14 protein-coding genes are annotated in these 21,137 nt (G+C 53.7%); 5 read left to right on the top strand and 9 right to left on the bottom strand.

The window, feature by feature from the left end; all coding sequences use genetic code 11:
- Nucleotides 1-6 precede the first annotated feature (6 nt).
- A complete protein-coding gene (locus ACN0YN_RS07610) occupies nucleotides 7-294 on the top strand; it encodes a hypothetical protein (RefSeq protein WP_417384404.1) in 288 nt (95 codons plus the stop codon).
- Nucleotides 295-321: 27 nt separating this feature from the next.
- Here ACN0YN_RS07610 and ACN0YN_RS07605 read toward each other — a convergent pair whose 3' ends face one another.
- From ACN0YN_RS07605 to ACN0YN_RS07595, 3 genes are all read right to left on the bottom strand, one after another.
- The gene (locus ACN0YN_RS07605; RefSeq protein ID WP_417384403.1) at nucleotides 322-1,122 is read right to left on the bottom strand and encodes a putative hydro-lyase; all 801 of its coding nucleotides are present in this window, start codon (nucleotides 1,120-1,122) and stop codon (nucleotides 322-324) included.
- A 3-nt stretch (nucleotides 1,123-1,125) separates the two neighbouring features.
- Nucleotides 1,126-1,662: a peptidylprolyl isomerase gene (locus ACN0YN_RS07600; protein WP_417384402.1), complete on the bottom strand. Its 537-nt coding sequence runs from the start codon at nucleotides 1,660-1,662 to the stop codon at nucleotides 1,126-1,128.
- Between the two features lie 207 nt (nucleotides 1,663-1,869).
- On the bottom strand, nucleotides 1,870-5,709 hold the full coding sequence (locus ACN0YN_RS07595; protein ID WP_417384401.1) for a hydantoinase B/oxoprolinase family protein: 3,840 nt from the start codon (nucleotides 5,707-5,709) through the stop codon (nucleotides 1,870-1,872).
- A gap of 320 nt (nucleotides 5,710-6,029) precedes the next feature.
- Here ACN0YN_RS07595 and ACN0YN_RS07590 point away from each other — a divergent pair, with 320 nt between their 5' ends.
- On the top strand, nucleotides 6,030-6,764 hold the full coding sequence (locus ACN0YN_RS07590; protein WP_417384400.1) for a Bax inhibitor-1 family protein: 735 nt from the start codon (nucleotides 6,030-6,032) through the stop codon (nucleotides 6,762-6,764).
- Nucleotides 6,765-6,957: 193 nt separating this feature from the next.
- Here the strand turns inward: ACN0YN_RS07590 and msrP are convergent, their stop codons facing one another.
- The gene (gene msrP / locus ACN0YN_RS07585) at nucleotides 6,958-7,965 is read right to left on the bottom strand and encodes a protein-methionine-sulfoxide reductase catalytic subunit MsrP (protein WP_417384399.1); all 1,008 of its coding nucleotides are present in this window, start codon (nucleotides 7,963-7,965) and stop codon (nucleotides 6,958-6,960) included.
- Nucleotides 7,966-8,230: 265 nt separating this feature from the next.
- Here msrP and sthA point away from each other — a divergent pair, with 265 nt between their 5' ends.
- Entirely contained in the window at nucleotides 8,231-9,763 is a 1,533-nt protein-coding gene (gene sthA / locus ACN0YN_RS07580) for a Si-specific NAD(P)(+) transhydrogenase (protein ID WP_417384398.1), read from the top strand.
- 153 nt (nucleotides 9,764-9,916) lie between these two features.
- Here the strand turns inward: sthA and ACN0YN_RS07575 are convergent, their stop codons facing one another.
- The 3 genes from ACN0YN_RS07575 to ACN0YN_RS07565 all read right to left on the bottom strand — a co-directional run bounded on the left by ACN0YN_RS07575 (nucleotide 9,917) and on the right by ACN0YN_RS07565 (nucleotide 15,201).
- Nucleotides 9,917-10,870, bottom strand: coding sequence for an RluA family pseudouridine synthase (locus tag ACN0YN_RS07575; protein ID WP_417384397.1), 954 nt, complete (start codon nucleotides 10,868-10,870; stop codon nucleotides 9,917-9,919).
- A 4-nt stretch (nucleotides 10,871-10,874) separates the two neighbouring features.
- A complete protein-coding gene (gene acnA, locus ACN0YN_RS07570; RefSeq protein WP_417384396.1) occupies nucleotides 10,875-13,550 on the bottom strand; it encodes an aconitate hydratase AcnA in 2,676 nt (891 codons plus the stop codon).
- A 226-nt stretch (nucleotides 13,551-13,776) separates the two neighbouring features.
- A complete protein-coding gene (locus tag ACN0YN_RS07565) occupies nucleotides 13,777-15,201 on the bottom strand; it encodes a neutral/alkaline non-lysosomal ceramidase N-terminal domain-containing protein (RefSeq protein WP_417384395.1) in 1,425 nt (474 codons plus the stop codon).
- Nucleotides 15,202-15,444: 243 nt separating this feature from the next.
- Between ACN0YN_RS07565 and ACN0YN_RS07560 the strand changes: the two genes are divergently transcribed.
- Both ACN0YN_RS07560 and ACN0YN_RS07555 read left to right on the top strand, forming a co-directional pair.
- On the top strand, nucleotides 15,445-16,722 hold the full coding sequence (locus ACN0YN_RS07560) for a hypothetical protein (RefSeq protein WP_417384394.1): 1,278 nt from the start codon (nucleotides 15,445-15,447) through the stop codon (nucleotides 16,720-16,722).
- A gap of 179 nt (nucleotides 16,723-16,901) precedes the next feature.
- Nucleotides 16,902-18,062: an acyltransferase family protein gene (locus tag ACN0YN_RS07555; protein ID WP_417384393.1), complete on the top strand. Its 1,161-nt coding sequence runs from the start codon at nucleotides 16,902-16,904 to the stop codon at nucleotides 18,060-18,062.
- Here ACN0YN_RS07555 and ACN0YN_RS07550 read toward each other — a convergent pair.
- The gene (locus ACN0YN_RS07550) at nucleotides 18,020-19,372 is read right to left on the bottom strand and encodes a glycosyltransferase family 87 protein (RefSeq protein ID WP_417384392.1); all 1,353 of its coding nucleotides are present in this window, start codon (nucleotides 19,370-19,372) and stop codon (nucleotides 18,020-18,022) included. The genes ACN0YN_RS07555 and ACN0YN_RS07550 overlap by 43 nt on opposite strands.
- Before the next feature lie 275 nt (nucleotides 19,373-19,647).
- Nucleotides 19,648-21,108, bottom strand: a complete 1,461-nt coding sequence (locus tag ACN0YN_RS07545; RefSeq protein WP_417384391.1) for a PP2C family protein-serine/threonine phosphatase — start codon at nucleotides 21,106-21,108, stop codon at nucleotides 19,648-19,650.
- Nucleotides 21,109-21,137 lie beyond the last annotated feature (29 nt).

The following is a 21,137-nucleotide window of genomic DNA, read 5'->3' as shown; positions in this document are numbered from 1 at the left end:
GCCCGTATGAGAAACGAACCACAGAAAACAATTTGTCTCAACCACCAATGCGAAGAAGATCAGGCCACCCCGTTCGGCATGGTCTGCCCGGATTGCAAGCGCCGACTTTATACCAGACCTCCGCGCGGTAATCTGATGAGCTTCTGGGAAAGTCAGCCCGTCGCATTCACTCTCGATCGTGAGCCCTGTTTTGCTTACTCACTGATGTGGGAAGACTACCGCATCCGTTCGATTCATCTGCCCGAGCAGAATGTCGAATCGCCTGAATCGACTGAAGTCGAATCTCATTCCTGATAAAAGTGAGATTGCCGATTGAGTTGATCAATCGGTTGCCAGATCGCTGTCTTTCAGATCAGACACAAACATGCAGCCCGGACTGTGTGTGATGGCAAATTCCGGTTTGGCCTGCATCAGAACTGCCTGCGGTGTCACGCCACACGCCCAGAAGACCGGCAGTTCATCCGGTTCCACCGCGACGGCATCTCCGTAATCGGGTGATGTGAGGTCGGCAATTCCCAGTTGTTCCGGAAAACCAAGATGCACGGGGGCGCCGTGAACTGAGGGAAATCGTCCCGTAATCTGTACGGCGCGGATGGCATCCGCGGGTTTGAAAGGTCTCATCGAAACGACGAGGGGCCCGCTGAACATGCCCGCTGATTCACAGGGGATCGTCGTGCGATACATGGGCACGTTGACTCCCTGGTCAATGTGTCGCACGGAAAGCCCTGCTTCGATTAAGGCTGATTCAAACGTAAAGGAGCAGCCAATCAGGAAAGCAACCAGGTCATCCTGCCAGAGCGCAGTGATTTCAGTTGGTTCCTCTACCAGTTCCCCTCGACGCCAGACGCGATAGCGGGGAAGATCGGTCCGCAGATCAGAGGTTTCTGCCAGTTGATGCGGACAGGGATCACCGGGTGTTGTGACTTCCAGCAGTGGGCAGGGTTTGGGATTCCGTTCACAGAATTCCTGAAACTGCCGGGCTTCTGCCTGCGGAAGTATGACGAGATTCGCCTGGGCAAACCCGGGGGCGAGCCCCGAAGTCTGCCCGGTGAATTCTCCGCTGCGACATGCCTGTCGCACGAGTGCGCCTGTCTTCAAAGAAGCTCGATCAACGCTCATCATTAACTACTTTTCAGTGGCAATGACTTTGGAGCTGGTGATTTTGACATCTTCCAGCGGTCGGTCGCTGTGGTTGGTTTCCACATCGCCGATTGCCAGCACGACGGCTTCACTTTCAGCATCGCTGGTTTTTCCGAAGACCGTGTACTGGTTATCCAGGTGAGGAACACGACCCAGGCAGATGAAGAACTGTGAGCCGGCGGAATTCGGATCGCTGGTACGCGCCATGGAAAGGACGCCGGTTTCGTGAGGCAGATTATTGAACTCTGCATCAATGGTGTAACCGGGACCACCAGTACCCGTACCATGAGGGCAGCCGATCTGGACAACAAAATCGGGAATAACCCGATGGAAAATAATTCCATCGTAAAAGCCGATTTTTGTCAGACCAATAATGTTTTTACAGTGTCCCGGTGCTACATCGGGATACAAGTCCATTTTAATGGTGCCTTTTGTGGTTTCGAACACGACCTGATAGTTGAACTTGTCAAAATCAACATCAGCCAATGCAGCATCCACTTCGGCACGACGGTTTTCAGACACAATATTTTTCCTTCTCTCTAAATTGGGGTTGCCTGTCAATTTTTCTATAGTGTTTTTCTGTAGTTTTGGCCCTACGGGTCACCTTACCTCCTGACAACGAAAATCACAAAGCAGATCGCGGCAATAATGTCCAGAACCTGCATTTCCGGCGCAGGGGGTACCGGAAAGAGTTCAAGCTGGTGAACAGATAATAAAAATCAAAGCAGCTTACTCTGGTTTGCCAAATCCGCCGCCTCCGGGAGTTTTGATAGTCAGTGTATCGCCGGAATCAACGGAGAGAGAAAATTTTCCACCCAATGATTCAGCAGGGGAACCACCGGCTTTCTCCAGCAGGTTTTCGCCGCACTTGCCTGGAGAACCGCCATTCAGACCGAAGGGCACATATTCCCCCCGTCGTTCGGAGATCAGAGAAATTTTTAATGGCTTCAGAAATTCGATCTGACGAATAATTCCGTCTCCCCCCTGGTGCAGACCTGCGCCGCCGGAGCCCTGGCGAATCGAAAATTCATGCAGTCTCACCGGGTAACGACGTTCGATGATTTCGGCGTCTGTCAGGCGGGTATTTGTCATATGCGTATGCACGGCGTCGGCACCATCCTGTTCAGAAGTCGCACCGCTTCCGCCACAGATGGTTTCGTAATAGCCGAACGTTTCGTCGCCAAACGTCAGGTTGTTCATGGTTCCCTGACTGGCGGCGGCTTTGTTGAGCGCACCCAGCAGGGTATCAACAGTGCGTTGTGATGTCTCCACGTTCCCGCCGACCATCGCCGCACATTCTGCAGGCGTCGGGCGTTCGGGGGGATTGAGAAAACATTCCGGCAGAATAATGTCGATCGGTGTCAACACGCCGCTGTTCAGGGGGATGTCTTCCTGGATCAGACAGCGAAAGACATACAGGACGGCGGCATTCACAATGGCCCGATTCGCATTCAGGTTCGTTTCCAGTACCGGTCCGGTTCCTGTGAAATCGACGACGGCGCTGGAGTCTTTGATGGTAATTTTCACCGAGAGGGGCGCGCCGTTATCCAGGTGATCGGTGAAGGAGTATTCGCCATCTTCAATTTCAGATAAAGCAAGTTGCATTTTTTCCGTGGCTGCCTGCTGGATATGCTTCATGTAAGCCAGGACCACGGTCAGCGAGTAGCGGCGGACCAGATCGTTCAGCAGACTTACACCACAGTTGTTGGCGGCAACCTGGGCAGAGACGTCCGCCAGGTTATCTTCAACGGAGCGGGAGGGATGCTCTCCCGATAACAGCAGTTCGCGTAAGTCGTCTTCACGCGAAGTGCCTCGATCGACCAGCTTGAAATTGCGGATCAGGACCCCTTCGTCTGCCAGTGTTTTGGAAAAGGGGGGCATGCTGCCGGGCACGATCCCGCCAATCTCTGCATGGTGCGCCCGACTGGCTGTGAAGAAGATCAGTTCCTTTGATTCCGGATGATGCACGGGAGTGATGACGGTTACATCGGGAAGATGCGAACCTCCCCGGTAAGGATCGTTGGTCACGAAGACATCGCCTGGCGCCAGGTCCGGGTTGTCGGCGATGATCCGCTTGACGGTTTCACTCATCGCGCCCAGATGCACGGGGATATGCGGTGCGTTGACCACCAGGTCGCCGTTGGCAGAGAAGACGGCACAACTGAAATCGAGGCGTTCTTTGACATTGGTTGAGATCGAGGTCCGCTGCAGCGTGATCCCCATCTGTTCGGCAATGGAAGCAAACAGATTGTTGAAGATTTCCAGCATGACAGGATCAGCAGTGGTGCTGATGTCGGCTGGCGTTGTGGAATTCTCAGAAGTATCCTGAATCAGCGTTTCGCCGCGTGAAAGGATGCGGGCTGTGAAACCCGGATCAATGATGACAGTGGAGATCGCTTCACAGATGATCGCGGGACCTGAAATCTGATCGCCGGGATGCAGGTCTTCGCGCAGGTAGACTGCCGTAGGCTGGATCGTTCCCTGAAAACAGGCCTGCGTTGTTTCCAGTGGTTCGGGACTGCGAGGAAGCAGTTCGCTTTCCGGGAGGTGAGGTTCTTCCATGCGTCCGACAATCTCGGTACGCATCGCGGTGACTTCGACGGCCCGGCTGCTGTGCGTGTAGCCATACAGCCGCTGGTGTTCCTGTTCAAACCGGGTCAGTTCGTCCTGATCCAACTGGCAGGTCACCTGGATGGTGGCGTCGGTTCCCAGGTAACGCATTTCAAGTGAATGCAGGGGGGCGTCAATACGTTCCGGGGGAATGCCTTCAGCACGGACTTCTTCATAAACACTTTGGTCTAGTTCGTTGAATCGCTGCTGCAGTTCCTGTTTAAGATCGGCAGACCAGGTCTGCAGGACCGACTGCTGTCCGAACCGTCGCACATCAGCCTGTCCAATACCAAACGCGCTGAGGATACCTGAATACGGATGAATCAACACTTCATGAATGCCGAGTGAACGGGCGATGGCACAGGCATGTTGAGAACCCGCCCCGCCGAAACTGACGAGGGCATAATCGGCGGGATCATAACCTCGTGCCACCGAGATATTGCGGATGGCGCGAACCATGTTCGCGTTGGCAATCTGCAGGAAACCCTCTGCCAGTTCGAGGGGAGTGTAGGTCTTTCCCATGGGAGACGCGGCGATCTCCGCACAGAGTTGCGTCAGACGCTGCTCGACCGCGTGCCTGTCTAAGACGAAAGGAAAGCGAGCGGGAATAATTTTGCCCAGGTACAGGTTCAGGTCGGTGACGGTGAGCGGGCCGCCCCGTCCGTAACAGGCCGGGCCAGGATCTGCGCCGGCGCTGTCGGGACCGACGTGCAGTTTGATGCCGTCGAAGCCGCAGATACTGCCTCCGCCGGCTGCCACTGTTTCAATACTCAGCATGGGGGCCACGATCCGCACGCCCGCTTTGGTGGTTTCGAATTCCCGCTCGTATTCGCCGTCGAAGCGGGAGACATCGGTACTCGTGCCTCCCATGTCAAAGCCGATGGATCGGGGGAAACCGGCTGTTTCCGCGACCCGCGAATAACCGATCACGCCTCCCGCAGGGCCGGAGAGAATGCTGTCTTTACCGACGAAATGGTCTGCATCGACCAGACCGCCAGCGGACGTCATGAGTTTCAACTCACAGTTTTTGAGAGGCGTGCGGAGTTTGTGGATGTAGTCTTTGAGGATCGGGTTCAAGTAGGCGTCCATGACCGTCGTATCGCCGCGGGAGACGATTTTGATGAGCGGCGACAGGCGGCTGGAAACGCTGATTTCATCAAAGCCGGCTTCGGCAGCGAGGCGGGCGACCAGTTCTTCATGCTCGGGGTTGGCGAAAGAATGCAGCAGGCAGATAGCCAGTGACTCCACGCCGGTTGTTTTGAGTTGCTCGAGTTGTTGACGAATGCGGGCGGGATCGGGGGCGCGGAGTACCTTGCCTTCCGCGTCGATCCGTTCCTCGATTTCCAGAGCGGTTTCAAAGAGGGGCTCCGGTTTTTGGATCGCCAGGTCAAACAGTCGGGGACGGTCCTGGTTGCCGATCAGCAGGACATCGGCAAAACCTTTCGTAGTGATGAAAGCAGTGCGCGCACCGTTGCGGGTGAGCAGGGCATTGGTGCCACGCGTGGTTCCCAGTTTGACACTGACGTCGGTAATCGGGGCGGATTTCTGCAGGCCGAGAATCCAGCGGATTGCCAGGACAGGGGCTTCTTCACCGGAAGAGAGTTCATAGCCGGTGGAGACCTGTACCGTGGGAGGCAGAGCGGGTTGGAAGGTCAGGGAGCCGGTCTGGTTGTCAAACCGCGTCACCTGTGCGGTATGCAGGGATTCTCCCTCTTCATTCAGAAATTCAACCTGATACTCCTGCCAGAAGTTTGCCGGGTTGCCGACCCGGGATGGGTCGAGGATCGTATCAGGGGTCGTTATTTCCTGTACATGGCCTTTGGTAATACCCGAACTAAGAGTCTTAAACGGAATGAATGAACTGTCAGGTGCACGGGCGATGCAGTCTGTGAAGGTGCCGCCGACATCGATCCAGAATTCCCATTTTTGGTCTGTTTTTTCTGTTTTTAATTCATTCATTTCATCAAATATTTCGTAGGCTTTCACAATTATTTTCTAGAATTTTTTGAATTCTCTGATGTAAACTTACGTATGAGATATCAGAACAGATTCCCGGAGACAGCGAAAGTGCTGCACCGGGTAGCGGGAGAAAAGGACTCTATAAAAACCTGATCGATAAAGTGTTTCTGGTTGTACTTGAATTATGTGCACCGTGATCTATAATTGTCTTGCCTGCCAGCCGCGGATGTTAAAGTGGCGAAAGCAGACTGATCGAAACTGATGACCCAAACTGTGTTCGTCTGGAACATCCCTTCTCACTCACTTGGAGAAAACTGTCAATGAACAACTACACTCCTGATTATTACGACCAGGATACAACGGCGGGCGGCGGCGTCTTTGCCATTGACGCAATTGCTTCCGAACGCGCCGCGTTTATCCGCAAGACCTACATGCACCTGACTGGTGCCATTTTCGCCTTCATGGGCCTGGAATTTATCCTGTTCAGCAACAAAGCCCTCGTGGGAGGCATGATGGGCGCCATTGGAAATAACTGGTGGCTGGTGCTGATCGCTTTCATGGGTGCCAGCTGGATTGCCAGCGCCATGGCTTCCAGCGCAAAATCGCTGGCTGTGCAGTATGCAGGACTGGGGTTATACATCGTCGCTGAAGCGTTGATCTTTGTACCGATTTTGTATATCGCCACAGAATTCGCCAATCCAACCGTGATTCCGATCGCGGCGATTATTACCCTGTGTATCTTTGGTGGACTGACCGCCTATGTGTTTGTGACCGGAGCCGACTTCTCCTTCATGGGAGGCTTCCTGACGATTGCCGGTCTGGCAGCAATTGGAATTGCCATTGGTGCGTCACTGTTCGGGTTCTCGCTGGGAATCTGGTTTGCCGCTGCGATGGTCATTCTGCTCAGTGGTTACATTCTCTATGATACTTCGAACATTCTGCATCACTACTCGACCGATCAGTATGTGTCTGCTTCACTGGCACTGTTTGCCTCTGTCGCCACACTGTTCTGGTATGTGCTGCGAATCGTCATGATGTTTACTTCAGACGACTAGACTGAGTCTAGTTTTACTGTAGCGTCTCCAAGTCCATTTGGGCCGAGTACATTAGATTGACAGACGCTATGGTTAAATGAGATGTGCAATCTAAGTCTGAATAAACGACTGATTGAGATATAAAAGAAGCCCCGGCAGGTTGACCTCTGCCGGGGCTTTTTGCATTGCCTGCTCTGATTTCAGCCCTGATATTTCAGCCTTTATACAGGCTGGCGACATATTCGCCGTAACCATTAAATGGTTTCGTGTCGTAGCGTTTTTCGGTTCCCAGCATCCATTCCGTGCGCTGACTCCAGCGGGGGTGGGGAACATCGGGATCTACGTTTGCGACGAACCCGTATTCGTTGGGGTTCACGGTATTCCAGAACGTCGCCGGCTGGTCCTGGGTTAGTTTAATCTTCACGATGGATTTGCCGGACTTGAAGCCATACTTCCAGGGGACAACCAGTCGAATGGGGGCACCATTTTGTTTGAGTAACGGCGCGCCGTACAGGCCGGTGGCGATGAAGGCCAGATCGTTCATGGCTTCAGGCATCGTCAAACCTTCGGTATAAGGCCACGGCCAGCTTCCCGCGCCGCTGGATTCCATATACGGGGCCTGTTTGGGCTTGTTGAATGTTTCGAAGGCGACATATTTCGCTGTCGCTTTCGGTTCCACCAGTTTTAACAGACTGGCCAGAGGAAAACCGGTCCAGGGCACGCACATGGCCCAGGTCTCAACACAGCGATGCCGATAGGCGCGCTCTTCAAATTTCAATTCTTTGTAGAGATCATCCAGGTCAAATGTACGGGGTTTTTCACATTCCCCTTCCACGGTGACTGACCAGGGAGCGGTTTCGAACTTCTCTACATATTTCCAGGCCTGTTTGGAAGTCGGTCCGGTGAACTCGTAGAAGTTTGTGAATTTTTCCGCTTCGATGGGATCTGTTTCTGGTCGGCCGTATTCGAAGGCCGGGTTGCGCTCCGCCGGATAAATGGATTTCTCAGCCTGAGGAACAGGGGTGCTTGCGCCTGCCTGTTCGATTTCTTCTTTGGTGGCCTGCTCGCAACTTGAGAGCAGACCCGCCAGCCCGGCAATGCCCAGCCCCGTCCCCATGCGCTGCAGGAATTCCCGGCGGTATAGTTTCCGGTTTTGAAATACTTCAAGCGGGGTATGTTCGTGTTCCGGAACGTTCCAGATTTTTCGGATGTGGTGATTCATCGAAGTTCCTTATCGTGAGTCAGCGGAGAGAAGAACCAGATACGGCGAGACTGCTGCGTTACTGGTACTTCCGGGGAGGTATTTCAGATTCCTGTCACTGGTATTATCAGTATAACCGTCAAGTTACACGCAAAATAGCCTGTTTCATTGATTGATTCAATCTTTATATCTTTGTCAGACCACCAGTATTCCGAACTTAGATGTGTTCGTTTACGTAGAAAAGTTCAGCCAGTCTTCTCATTTTGACATTCGGCAGAAGAGAGCCGTGGGTGGGGAGCGAGGCTGTTATAAAGTGGGTGGAGCGATGAAATACGACATTGTGATTATCGGGAGTGGTCCCGCCGGCCAGAAGGCTGCGATTGCCGCTTCAAAGCTGGGGAAACGTGTTGCCATTATTGAGCGCAACTTTCGTGGTATGGGGGGCGTCTGTCTGCATAAAGGGACGATCCCATCGAAGACCATGCGGGAAGCCATTTTATATTTGACCGGATATCGGCACCGGGACGTTTACAGCAAGTGGTACCGCCGCAAGCGACGGATCACGATGCAGGATCTGCGTCTGAAGCTGGCGGATGTCGCAGAGCATGAACTGGAAATCATTCATGATCAGCTTGAACGGAACGGCGTCGAAGTGTTTATCGGTGAAGCCAAATTCGTCAGTCCGCATGAAGTGGAAGTCGACTGCGAAACCGGCCGGAAGGTGTTGTTCGGAGACTATATCCTGGTGGCAACGGGAACCAAGCCTTCGCGTCCGCCTCACATTCCTTTCGACGGTGAGACGATTTTTGACTCAGACGAAATTATCGATCTGAAACAGATTCCCCGTTCGATGATCGTTGTGGGGGGCGGTGTGATTGGTATTGAATACGCCATCATGTTCGCGACGCTGGGCGTGGAAGTGACCGTTCTGGATGGTCGTGAGCGACTGCTGGAGTTTTGCGATCGCGAGATCATCGACGCGCTGATTCACCATGCCCGTTCCCTGGGAATGGTCTTCCGCATGGGAGAAGAAGTGGTAGGCATCGAACGGTTTTCTGATTCGATGGCCGCAGTCCAGACCGAAAGTGGCAAACGCCTCGTGGCAGATTCCGTGTTGTATACGGTGGGACGCGTGGGTGATGCAGACGAGTTGAATTTTCAGGCAGCCGGTCTTGAGCCTGATGAACGCGGTCGACTGTGGTGTAACGAAGAGCATCAGACGTGGGTGCCTCACATTTACGGGGCTGGTGATATCGTTGGTTTTCCGGCGCTGGCCAGTGTTTCGATGGAGCAGGGGCGTCGCGTTGTCTGCAATGCCTTCAATGAACCGTTTGAAGCATTTGACCTGATGCCTTATGGATTGTTTACGATCCCGGAAATTTCGATGGTCGGTAAAACCGAACAACAGCTGACGGATGCCCATATTCCGTATGAAGTAGGGGCGGCCCGTTATCGGGAAATCGCTCGCGGACAGATCTCGGGCGACCGGGACGGGATGTTGAAAATCCTGTTTCATCGGGAAACGCTTAAGATTCTGGGCATTCATGCAATTGGTGAAGCAGCGACGGAGATTGTGCACATCGGGCAGACGGTCATGTCCTTTGGTGGGACGATTGAATATTTCCGTAACGCCGTCTTCAACTATCCGACGATGGCGGAATGCTACAAAGTGGCTGCCTTCGATGCGTTCGAGAAAATGAGCCTGGATCGTCTGTTCGAAGAATCGAAGCTCACCAAAATCAGTATTGATGCCGCATTGAATCCAGTCGCGGAAGAGCAGCCCGCTGAATCGGATGAAGAGGAAACCGTGGAAGTCTAAGCTGGACACAGTTTTTACTGCAGCGTTTCCAGGGTTGTTTGACCCGAGAATCGTAGATTGAGAGACACTCTGCTTAAATGTGATGCGCTCTAACCGGCGTGAGGCGAAGTGGTTTGAGGAACATAGTGTGACGGTCACTATGATACATTATTGTTATTCACTCCAGGCGCTCCGAATCCGCTGGAGTGCCAGTTGAAAATCAGCTGGTACTTCGGCGGAAATTTTCATCCGCAGGTCTGTCACAGGGTGAGAGAACTCAATCTGCTCGGCGTGCAATGCCTGTCTGGTAATCAGGGTGCGGTCATCGAGCAGCCTGGCGTCATTGCCATAAAAGTCGTCTGCGATAATCGGGAATCCCAGGTCTGACAGGTGCACACGAATCTGGTGCAGACGCCCGGTTTTAGGAAATGCACGAATCAATGAGTGGTCCGGCAGGCGTTCCACGACTTCAAAACGGGTAAACGCTTCTTTAGCCCGTAGCGCCTCGGGGTGGGTCGTCATACAGACGCCTGCCTGTGTCGGATGTTCTCCAATCGCGTCGTGATTTTCAAATTCATCCTGTTCCGGCTGATCACGGACAATTGCCAGGTATGATTTGCTGACCCGGTTCTGCTGGAACTGGATCGAGAGACTGCGGTGCGCCAGATGTTCTTTGGCGACGATCAGAATTCCGCTGGTGAACTGGTCGAGCCGATGGACGATGCCGGGACGCAACAGGCTGCGTATGCCGGTCTGCTGATCCAGATAATGCTGCAGAGCATTCGCGACCGTTCCCGAGAGGATATTTCCCGCTGGATGCGCAATCATACCCGGTGGCTTGTTGATGATGATCAGCCACGCGTCTTCATACAGAATCTCCAGCGGCAGTGGTTCCGGATCGTATGTTTTATCAGGCGGTTCGGGGAGCCTGATGCTGATTTCCTGGCCGCGAAACACGCGTTGCAGCGGATCAGCGGGGATGCCGTTCACCTGGGCAAACCCCGCCTGTACGATGCGCTGCAGACGATGCGTCGAGTAGTTTCGGAAATGACGGCTCAGAAACCGATCGATGCGGGCACCGTCCAGGTAGTCCTCGACAATCAGATCGGTCTCAAACGCAGTCTCCATCAACTCAGGATGCAGCCAGATCGCGAAGGACTTTGTGCAGAATTCCACCGTTGCGGTAGTATTCGACTTCGACGGGAGTATCAATTCGACACTGGACTGTAAAGAGAACCTGAGTTCCATTTTCCTTGGTCGCGGTGACCCGGATAGCCTGACCTGGTTTCAGGTTGTCATCCAGTTCGATGTCGAATGTTTCTGTTCCGTCCAGTCCCAGTTCTTCGCGGCTTTCTCCGTCGCGGAACTGCAGAGGCAGCACGCCCATGCCGACCAGGTTGGAACGGTGAATACGTTCGAACGAGGTTGCGATGACGGCTTTGATGCCCAGCAGGAATGTTCCTTTAGCAGCCCAGTCACGTGAGGAACCCATGCCGTAATCACCGCCGGCGAGAACGACCAGTGGTGTACCGTCTTCTTTGTACTTGAGCGATGCTTCGTAGATTGAAGTCTGCTCGCCGGTCGGCAGGTAAGTGGTCACACCACCGCTGGTCCCGGGAGCGAGCAGGTTGCTGAGGCGAATGTTCGCAAACGTTCCCCGTGTCATCACCCGGTCATTACCACGGCGGCTGCCGTAGCTGTTGAAGTCTGCGGGAGCGATACCATTTTCCTGCAGATATTTCCCGGCAGGAGAATCGGCTTTGATGGCACCGGCGGGGGAGATGTGGTCAGTGGTGACCGAGTCGCCTACCGAGACCAGGACCCGGGCATCGTTGATGGAACTGATGGGTTCCGGAGTCGCCGGCATATCGACGAAGAATGGTGGTTCCTGAATGTAGGTGCTGTGTTCATCCCAGGCAAAGATGTCTCCGTCGCCTCCATTGATGGCCTGCCATTCGGGAGATCCTTCAGTGGCTTTGCCGTACTGATTGCGGAACATTTCCGGATTGATGGCGGTTTCCATAGTCGTCTTCACTTCTTCTTGTGAAGGCCAGACATCTTTCAGATAGACATCGTTGCCGTCCTGATCCTGTCCCAGCGGTTCGGTGCTGAGGTCGATGTCGGTTGTGCCGGCAATCGCATAAGCCACCACCAGTGGTGGGCTGGCGAGATAGTTGGCACGCACATCGGGGCTGATGCGTCCTTCGAAGTTCCGGTTACCGGACAGGACGGCGGCTGCGACGATGTCATTTTCGTTGATCGCTTTGGAAATTGGGGCAGGCAGCGGACCGCTGTTACCAATACAGGTGGTGCAGCCATAGCCGACCAGGTTGAATCCGAGTTGATCCAGATAAGGAGTCAGGCCTGCTTTTTCAAGGTAGTCCGTCACAACACGGCTTCCGGGGGCCAGGCTGGTTTTCACCCATGGCTTGCGGGTCAGGCCTTTTTCAGCGGCTTTCTTCGCCAGCAGACCGGCACCCAGCATCACGGACGGGTTACTGGTGTTGGTACAGCTGGTAATCGCAGCGATCACAACCGAGCCATCTTTCAGCTGGAAGTTCTGTTCGTTGTAATCGACGGCAACGCTGGTGTTGGAAGGATCCTGTTTGCCGAAGGTTTTGCTGAGATCGCTGTGCCAGTGTGACTTCATATCGGTCAGGGCGATACGGTCCTGCGGGCGTTTGGGGCCTGCCAGCGAGACTTCGATGGTCGAAATATCGAGTTCCAGTTTGCTGGTGAAGCTGGGTTCGGGGGAACTGTCCGTGCGGAATATGCCCTGTTCTTTGTAGTAGCGTTCGACCAGATCGACTTCCGCGTCAGTACGCCCGGTGCGACGCATGTAGTTCAGTGTTTCATCGTCGACAGGGAAGAAGCCGATGGTAGCACCGTATTCAGGAGCCATGTTGGCGATGGTGGCACGGTCTGCCAGGCTCATGTTGGACAAGCCGGGACCGTAGAATTCGACGAACTTGCCGACTACGCCATGTTCACGGAGCATCTGCACGATGCGGAGTACGAGGTCGGTTGCGGTAGCGGCTGCGGGGAGTTTGCCGCTCAAGCGGAAACCGACGACTTCAGGGGTCAGCATGTAAATCGGCTGACCGAGCATCACGGCTTCGGCTTCGATACCGCCCACACCCCAGCCTACGACACCCAGACCGTTGATCATGGTTGTATGGCTGTCAGTACCGACCAGGCTGTCTGGATAGGCGACGCCATCTTTAGTGAGTACGGCTTTCGCCAGGTATTCGAGGTTGACCTGATGCACAATTCCGGTGGCAGGAGGAACTACGCCGAAGTTATCGAAGGCCTGCTGACCCCAGCGGAGGAACTGGTAGCGTTCCTGATTGCGTTCGAATTCTTTTTCGACGTTGTGCTGCAGAGAGAGTCGGGTGGCGAATTCATCGACCTGCACACTGTGGTCAATCACCAGGTCACAGCGAACCAGTGGATTGATTTTCTGAGGATCGCCGCCCAGTCGGACCATGGCACTGCGGAGGGCCGCCAGATCGACGACAGCGGGGACCCCGGTGAAGTCCTGCAGAACCACGCGGCCCGGTTTAAAGGGGACTTCGACAGGATTGGGGGATTCTGCACTCCAGTTGGCGAGATTTGTGACATCCGATTCGTTGACCACGAAGCCATCCACATTTCGCAGGCAGGATTCGAGCAGCACGCGAATGGAATAGGGAAGTGATTCAATATTACCGATGCCATCATCAATCAGTTTCTGCAGACGGTAATAGGTGAACTCACTACCTGCTGCCTTTAATTGACCTTCCGCGCCAAAAGGATTTCCGGAAGCCATTAATCTCTCCTCAGTACAACATAAATATGGGTGAACAATTGGTTTCAGGTTGCGACAGCGAACCTGTATCGTATTAAAAATCTAAGTGGATCTGAATATGCTGCATTCTAGAGCTTCCGATCCTGCGCGACAAACGGCAGGGGCTTAAAAACGGAAAACATCCTCAGAAGCTGTCATACAGCAAGCAAAATCGGAGTCGAAACGGCCATTTTACCGAAGCAGGGGGCTATTTTCCATTTCGGACCTTTTTGACCTGTCTCCGGGCGCTTTCGACGATTTTGTCTTCAATTTCATCAGACCAGCGGTTGGCGGGTAGTCCATAGACCATCATGGATGTGTTACCTTCATAACCCCAGCGGGCTGATTTTCGCGGGGGAACGTCTTCTTCCAGAACCCGTAGTGACGGGGTATAGGCCATCACATCGTTGCAGTAGCCGGCGACCCAGGTGTTCGGGCCGAACTCTTTTTTCATCCCCAGAGAGTAATCGACGACCACCTCGCCTCCGATCGTGATCCAGAGCTGGGTTTTTCCCAGGAGCCAGACCTGTACCGGGAAGGGATAGGATGTGATAAAGGTTTTCCCTTCATTCAATTCTTTGAGCAGACGGGTTCCCCAGCGGGTAATGTAGGAATTGGGATTCCCGGCGGCAATTTTTTCCAGATCTGCTTTTGTGGGGGCGTCTCCGAGCTTGATATCAGTGATTTCGATTTCGGTTTTGAGCTCGGGATCAAGCTCCACCATCGGGAGCCGGACGGTATCGGCGACGGCATGGGCCAGCCGTGAACCATACGATTCCGCCAGTTCCTGTGTGCGGCGGGGAAGGGGATTCTGGTCGGCTCCGCAACCCATGTAAAACATGGCGGTGACGCCGGGAAACATGGCTTCCAGATCGTACTGTGCAAATCCGGCGTAATCGCCGCACCACTTTTGAAAGCTTAGGGTCGTATTGTGACAGGCATAGCCGAAGACAAGTGTTTTGAGATTTCCCTCTTTATCTTTGACGGCGAGGACCGGAACGCTGTGGTCCACGGGCCCTTTGAGGTCTTGTGCTTTTCTGAGTCCGGGGACTTCTGATTCGATATTATTGCGGCGGTTGACGGCGAAACTGGTAAAACCGGTTCCCGTCCAGAGGGTCGCCGGTTCGAGTTCGCTGATCGCTTTTCCGACGGCATCGACCAACTGCTGTTCCAGCTTTTCGGAATACGCATTGATTTTTTTAATGTGCTCGGGAGTCAGGGGATAGATATCGTTGAGTGCCCGTCGCAAGACTGGACCGCAGTGGGTGTGTGAGCTGTTCAACATGATCTGGCTGCGTTCCAGATTGTATTTTTCCTTGAGGGCCGCACAGACATTGTTGTAGATCGACTGGGGGATACCCAGCGTGTCGGTCGAGACAATCACGCCCCGGTGTCCGTCGCGAGCTTCGATGACCAGCACTTTCATCCAGAGATCGTGGATCTTGCCGTCCGCAGGAGCGGTGCGTCCGCCATAACCGGCCATCCAGAGGTTTTCTTCCGGGGTAATCACAACACTGACCGAGGCCGCTTTCCAGAGTGCTTCAGCAGCAGAGGATCGAACCGGCTGCATTAGAAACAGGCTGCAAAGGAGAAATGGTAGAAATCCGAGGCGAATCTGCGTTAGATATTTCATGGAGAAGACCTCTCACTTATATGTGCCAATGACGAACAAATTAAATATTCTTTAAAAACTATTCATTCAGGGTAAAGTGGGAACGGAAACATATCAAGCGTGCGGGATATGAGCGGACCTGTTTCGACAAGTAAAAATTTGTTTCTACTCTGAATCGTGTTACAATTGATGTACGCATCTCTTCTGCAATTCGCATTTCTGTCAATCCATGCCGGGCTTGAAACAACGAGGGAGAAACTGTCTGTGGAGTCAGCAGCAAATATCATCAAACCAGTGTTTTTCCGGTCCATTCTGGCGTTTGTGTTTGTGGTGATCGTTTCTGTGGGCAGCCTCTCTGCCCAGGGAAATCGACGTGCCGTGAACCTGCGGCCTGCGTCTCCCGCTGCTCCTGCCGATTACCGTTCTAAAAATTTTCTGATCCATACTGATTTACCGGCTGAGGAAGCGCGAGATTTACTCGAACGCCTGGAAAAAATGCTGGTCATCATTTCCACTTACTGGGCGAGTCCGAATCGAACGGTGATTGAATGCTATGTCGTGAAGGATCTGGCTAACTGGCCTGCGGGCAGTCTGCATCCGGCGGGAATGCAGTCGGTAGAGGGGGGCGGTGGCGTCACGATGAGTCGCACGACCTATCAGGGCGGGCAGATTGTCGCGGCTAAATCGATTGTGTATGCAACTGCGGACCGAGGAACGCCTCAACATGAAGCGGTGCACGCGTATTGTGCGCAGAATTTTGGTCGTACGGGGCCGGTCTGGTACAGCGAAGGGATGGCCGAGATGGGGAACAACTGGAAAGTCGTCCCCCGGAAAGGACAGCCGCTGGCTGTCAGCTGTGAGCAGTATGTGATTGATTATATCAAGCAGAGTGAGCCGAAAAGCCTGAACGAAATTGTGAATTCCCAGGAAACCACGGGCGATTCGTGGCAGAATTACTGCTGGCGGTGGGCGTTGTGCCATCTACTGGCGACGAATCCGAATTACTCCGCACGGTTTCGTCCGCTGGGGCTGGGGCTGTTGACGAACAAGCCGGTCTCCTTCAACCAGACTTACGGATCGATGGACCGGGAAATCTCGTTTGAGTATCTGTTCTTCCTGAAGCACTTCGACAAGGGATATCGCTGTGATCTGTGCCAGTGGGACTGGAAGACCAAGTTTCGCAAAACGAATTCCGTGCGTCCGCTCTCTTCCAAAATTGCAGCCAACCAGGGCTGGCAGGCATCGCGTGTCCTGGTGGAAGAAGGACAGGAATATCAGATCTCAACGATCGGCGAGTGGAACACGGCGACGGAAAGTAAAGATGTGACAGCCAGTGGCGATGAGACCGGGTTGGGGACTTTAATGGGAGTCGTCCTGTATGAAAACGATGCGGGGGACTACGAGCTGAGTGAAGAGTTCGAGCTGGGCAAAGCAGAGCGGTTTCAGGCTCCTGCAAGCGGAAAGCTGTTCCTCCGCTGTCGCGACAACTGGCACGAACTGGCTGACAACAGCGGGAAGTTGACGGTCAAGATCGGCGAATAAGCCCATCAGAGCAGGCTAGACAGGGTGTTCTGATCCAGACAATCGTCAGAATCGATTCCTGTCGTGCAGCTTGACTGGCTTTCGGGCAGGCGGGCATTGTGCCATGTGAGTCTCTCGTGGAAAATCGGTTGTGATGAACTGGACCGAACTTTTCTACTGCTCCTGATGTACTCTGCTCCATGAATGTCCCCCCACTTGAACCGGTTGACTCTGCGAAGCATGTGCCAGCGCTCGACGGGGTACGTGGTGTGGCCATACTGCTGGTACTGTTCTTTCACAGCAGTCTGATTATCGTTTCTGATTCGGGACCATTATCGCAGATCTACGTGGTTGTCTCCCAGGCATGCTGGTGTGGAGTGGATCTTTTTTTTGTGTTGTCCGGATTTCTGATTACGGGCATTCTGCTGGATACAAAAGAGAGTCCCCGCTACTTTCGTAACTTTTACGTGCGGCGGATTCTCAGAATTTTTCCGCTGTACTATGCAGTCATTCTGTGGCTGTTTTTACAGAATCCCGAGTTTCCCGGCCAGGTGTGGTACTGGTGCTATCTGCAGAACTGGGGACCTGTCTTCGGGGAAAGTACCCCTCCCATGGTCTTGCAGCCGTTCTGGTCTCTGGCAATCGAGGAGCAGTTCTACCTGTTGTGGCCGTTTGCGGTCTGGGTTCTGAATCGTCGTTCCCTGGGAAGATTTTGTGGGTTTCTGTTCCTGTTGTCGTTGATCTCACGCTGTGTCGCCCGTTTCCAGGGAGTCGATGTGATGACCGTTTACACGGTTACGCTGTTTCGGCTGGATACCCTGTCCGCGGGCGCATTGATTGCTGTCTGGCTGCGAAATCCTGTTCTGGAAGCGTATCTGAATCGACGGGCTTTGACTGGCCTGGTCATTGTCGTTTCTGGATTGCTGGCGGTGATCACAGTCGATCACGGGTTCTACATTGACGGGCGGGCCAGTCAGACCATCGGGTATTCTCTGTTTGCTGCCGCGAGTGCATTGCTGATCGCGCTGATCGTATTCAAGTCGATGCGGTCAGGCTTTTTGAGTCGATTGCTGGAAAACCGGGTCTTGCGGTATTTCGGAAATCGCAGTTACGCAATCTATATTTTTCAGATGATGGTGTTTATCCCTGTCCGGAAGGTTTATCTGACTTACTGGGGTGCTTCCGGCGTGAGTCCGATCGGAAGTGTGCTTGCGTTTTGTATCTCGGTCCTGCTGATCCTGTTCCTGTCTGAGATCAGCTGGCAGTGTTATGAGAAACAATTTTTGAAGTTGAAACTGTTTTTTCCACGTGAGGAACATCAGGAAGTGGCAGAGGTCGTGGTCGACTCCTGTGCCGATTGACGGGTGGGAAACTCATTGGGCCAGAGCAGGGTAATCATAAAGAGCAGGGCAAAGCACTGATAAGAAAGTGCCGTCAGTGATTGCCAGGGGACAGCGACCATTCCCCCCTGTTGCCAGGGAGCGGATGCCGTTGCAGAAGTAATGGTTTTCTGAGAGGGGATCAGCAGGGCCCAGGCGAGCCTCGGGCTGATAATCAGAGCCAGGAGCGTCAGATTGACCAGCCAGCGTTTTCCCGAGTAAGGAGGGTATTCTTCGACTAATATCCCGGCAGGAACCAGCAGGATGATGAAATAATGATGCCATGTCGTGGGGGTCATCAGCAACATCGCCACGATCGTAATCGCAAAACTTTGATCGCTGAACCTGGCATGGCGGGTTTTCCAGATGACTGCTGCTACCAGCGCCGTCAGTGCCAGCCAGGACATCCAGACTGTTGCTTGCAGGAGCAGCGGGGAATCGATGACCGGTTTGATGGTTGAAGTGGGGTGATCAAACAGGCGTTCCCAGAATGCAAGCAGCGATGCGTTGCCCCAGTTGTTGGTGACGTCGGCCAGGGAAGGCAGCACGACTGTCAGATAGTCGTGATAAGCGGCGCTGCCAAAGATGGCGATTGTAAACAGCGTAATACCGCCAAAGGCCAGTGCCCCACCCGCCAGCGCGCGAACATCGCGTCTGATGAGAAAGTAGAGGAACAGGTAAGCGGGATAGATTTTCACAGCGGTGGCTAAACCCAGACAGATGCCTGCCATCAGTGATTTACTGGAGCGTCCTGTTTTCCAGGCAGCGACAACCAGCAGCCCGAGCAGCAGGTTGGGTTGTCCCTGAATCAGCGACTGCTGCAGTGGGTCGCAGGCCAGCAGGGCCGTCAGCAGGGCAAGGGAGCTCCAGAAAGTCATTTGGATTTTGAGCGACTGTACGATCCAGAAGATCGCCAGGAAAAGCATCGCCAGGGATGTCAGGCTCCAGGCAAGTTGCGCGTCCTGATAAGTGAGCCAGGCAAACGGGACTGCGATCAGGTTGGCCGAGGGGGGATGAGTGTTATAGCGATCGAAAAATCCGTCTGAGTTGGCCAGTTTCAGATCGAGGTGTTTGAGTAGTGCCACTTCCTGATCAGAATAGACAGGCATGCCTGCCAGGCGATTCTGGACGGCAGCCCATTCTTTGAAAAAATCGAACACCTGGCCGTCGGCGGGACGCAGTGCGGCGAAGTATCCGGGGGCAAATACAATCAGTGCCAGCAGGAACAGAATCACCCACAGAATTTTGCGTGCCAGCGGCCAGTAATTCTGCTGTTCGGGTGAGACGGTCACGATAGGCTCCGGGAATCAGTTTACTTCACCAGTTACAGTGGTCCCTGCAGTCACTGTATTGGCGGGTTTCTTTTTGGCAGGTGCTGATCATTAGACTCAGACATCCTGATGGTGTCCAGTGAGGTTCGCCATTTCGAAAGTGATTTACAGGATGATTCAACTGTGCCTGTTTGTACTGTAGCGCCTCCCGGTCTATGCGGACCATGAATAATAGATCGAGAGACGTCTGGTTGATCTGATTTGCACTTATGACTTTTGATGCGGCCAGGTGGAAATCAGTGACTTTGAACCAGTTCCACCAGCAGCACCGTAATGTCGTCCTGTTGCGGGCTGCCTGCACGAAACCGCGAGAGTCTGTCGTGGATCTGGGTGGCCGTCTCGGGCAGAGTCAGCGACTGACACTCTTTCAGCAGTTCAATCAGACGTTTGCGTCCAAACATTTCGCCTTCCGGATTATGAGTTTCGCTGGCGCCGTCGGTGAGCATCAGCAGTCGATCTCCGAACGAGAGTTGCAATGAGCGGTTTTCCCAGGTTGCGTCTTCTTCGATTCCAATCAGCAGTCCTGTCGTTTCTGTGTCGGAAGTCTGTTCATCCCGGGTGAGAATACAGGCTGGTTCATGTCCTGCGCTGGCATATTCAAAGATGTGCGTCTGGGGATTCACTTTCATCAGCTGCATGGAAACAAACTCGCCCACCGGACTGATGACGGTAAAACGACGGTTGATGAAATCCAGTATTTCGGCAGGAGAACTGGAATGTTCCGTTGCCTGGATCAGCAGCGTTTTGAGAACGGCGGCACTCATTGCAGCGGAAATACCATGTCCCGTGATATCCGCAATGCAGAACAGCCAGTCGCCTGAGTCCAGGGGAATGATATCGAAATAGTCACCGCCTACTTCGTCCGCCGGATGAAAGAAAAAGTCGACTTCGAGCCCGGGGATTTTGATATCGCGGGGTAACAGATTTTCCTGAATTTTACGGGCTTTGGCCATCTGTCGGTTTCGGGTGGTTTCGACGGCCGCCAGCGAGGCGCTCATAGCATTGATTTCATGCGTCAGATAGTTGAGTTCGGCACAGTGAAATGTTTCGGACTGAGTTCCCAGTTCTCCCTGTCCGATCTGTTGAACCGTTTCCACCAGCTGATGCAGGGGGCGTGTGACGATGTACGTCAGCGCCAGATTGATCACGATGCCTGTAATCAGGGCGAGCACGATGAACCCTGTGAGGTTGTTTAAGACATCCCGAAATACCGATCCGTAAAGATTATCGAGCGTTTCTGAGATGTAGACGGTAGCTCCCTGTTGAGTATAAGTGCCGACTACGATTTCTGATTCCCCCAGGGTCGCCGAGTTTCCGGGGGAACTGGCCGCGTGTTGGATCACTTCCAGCAGTTCGTCAGAGGCATCGTGTTCGGAAAGCAGGATGAAGGGGTCCGTGGGCAGAGTCACAACGATGTGATGCACGGGGGCATGAATTTCCTGCATCTGCCGGCAAATCGTGTCGAGGTACTGCTGGATTTTTTCCTTATCCTCCCCCTGCATCTCTAATAGCGAGGGCAGGAGAGAGGCGGCTTCTTCTTCGAGGGCGATGCGTTTGTCTTCCAGGCGTCCGGCAAGATCACGCTGATATGAAAAGATCAGGAAGAGCACGACAAATACAGCCAGCACCACATTCACAACCAGCAGGAGCTGAAAGCGAATGGACCTTTTCCTGGGAGGCTGGCTGGGAGGCTGCATGCGGTTACTTGATTTCTACCCATATATTA

It is taken from the genome of Gimesia sp. (assembly GCF_048260065.1).
GTDB lineage: Bacteria > Planctomycetota > Planctomycetia > Planctomycetales > Planctomycetaceae > Gimesia.
Note: the sequence above shows the minus strand (reverse complement) of the source record. Positions and strands in the feature narration are given on the sequence as shown.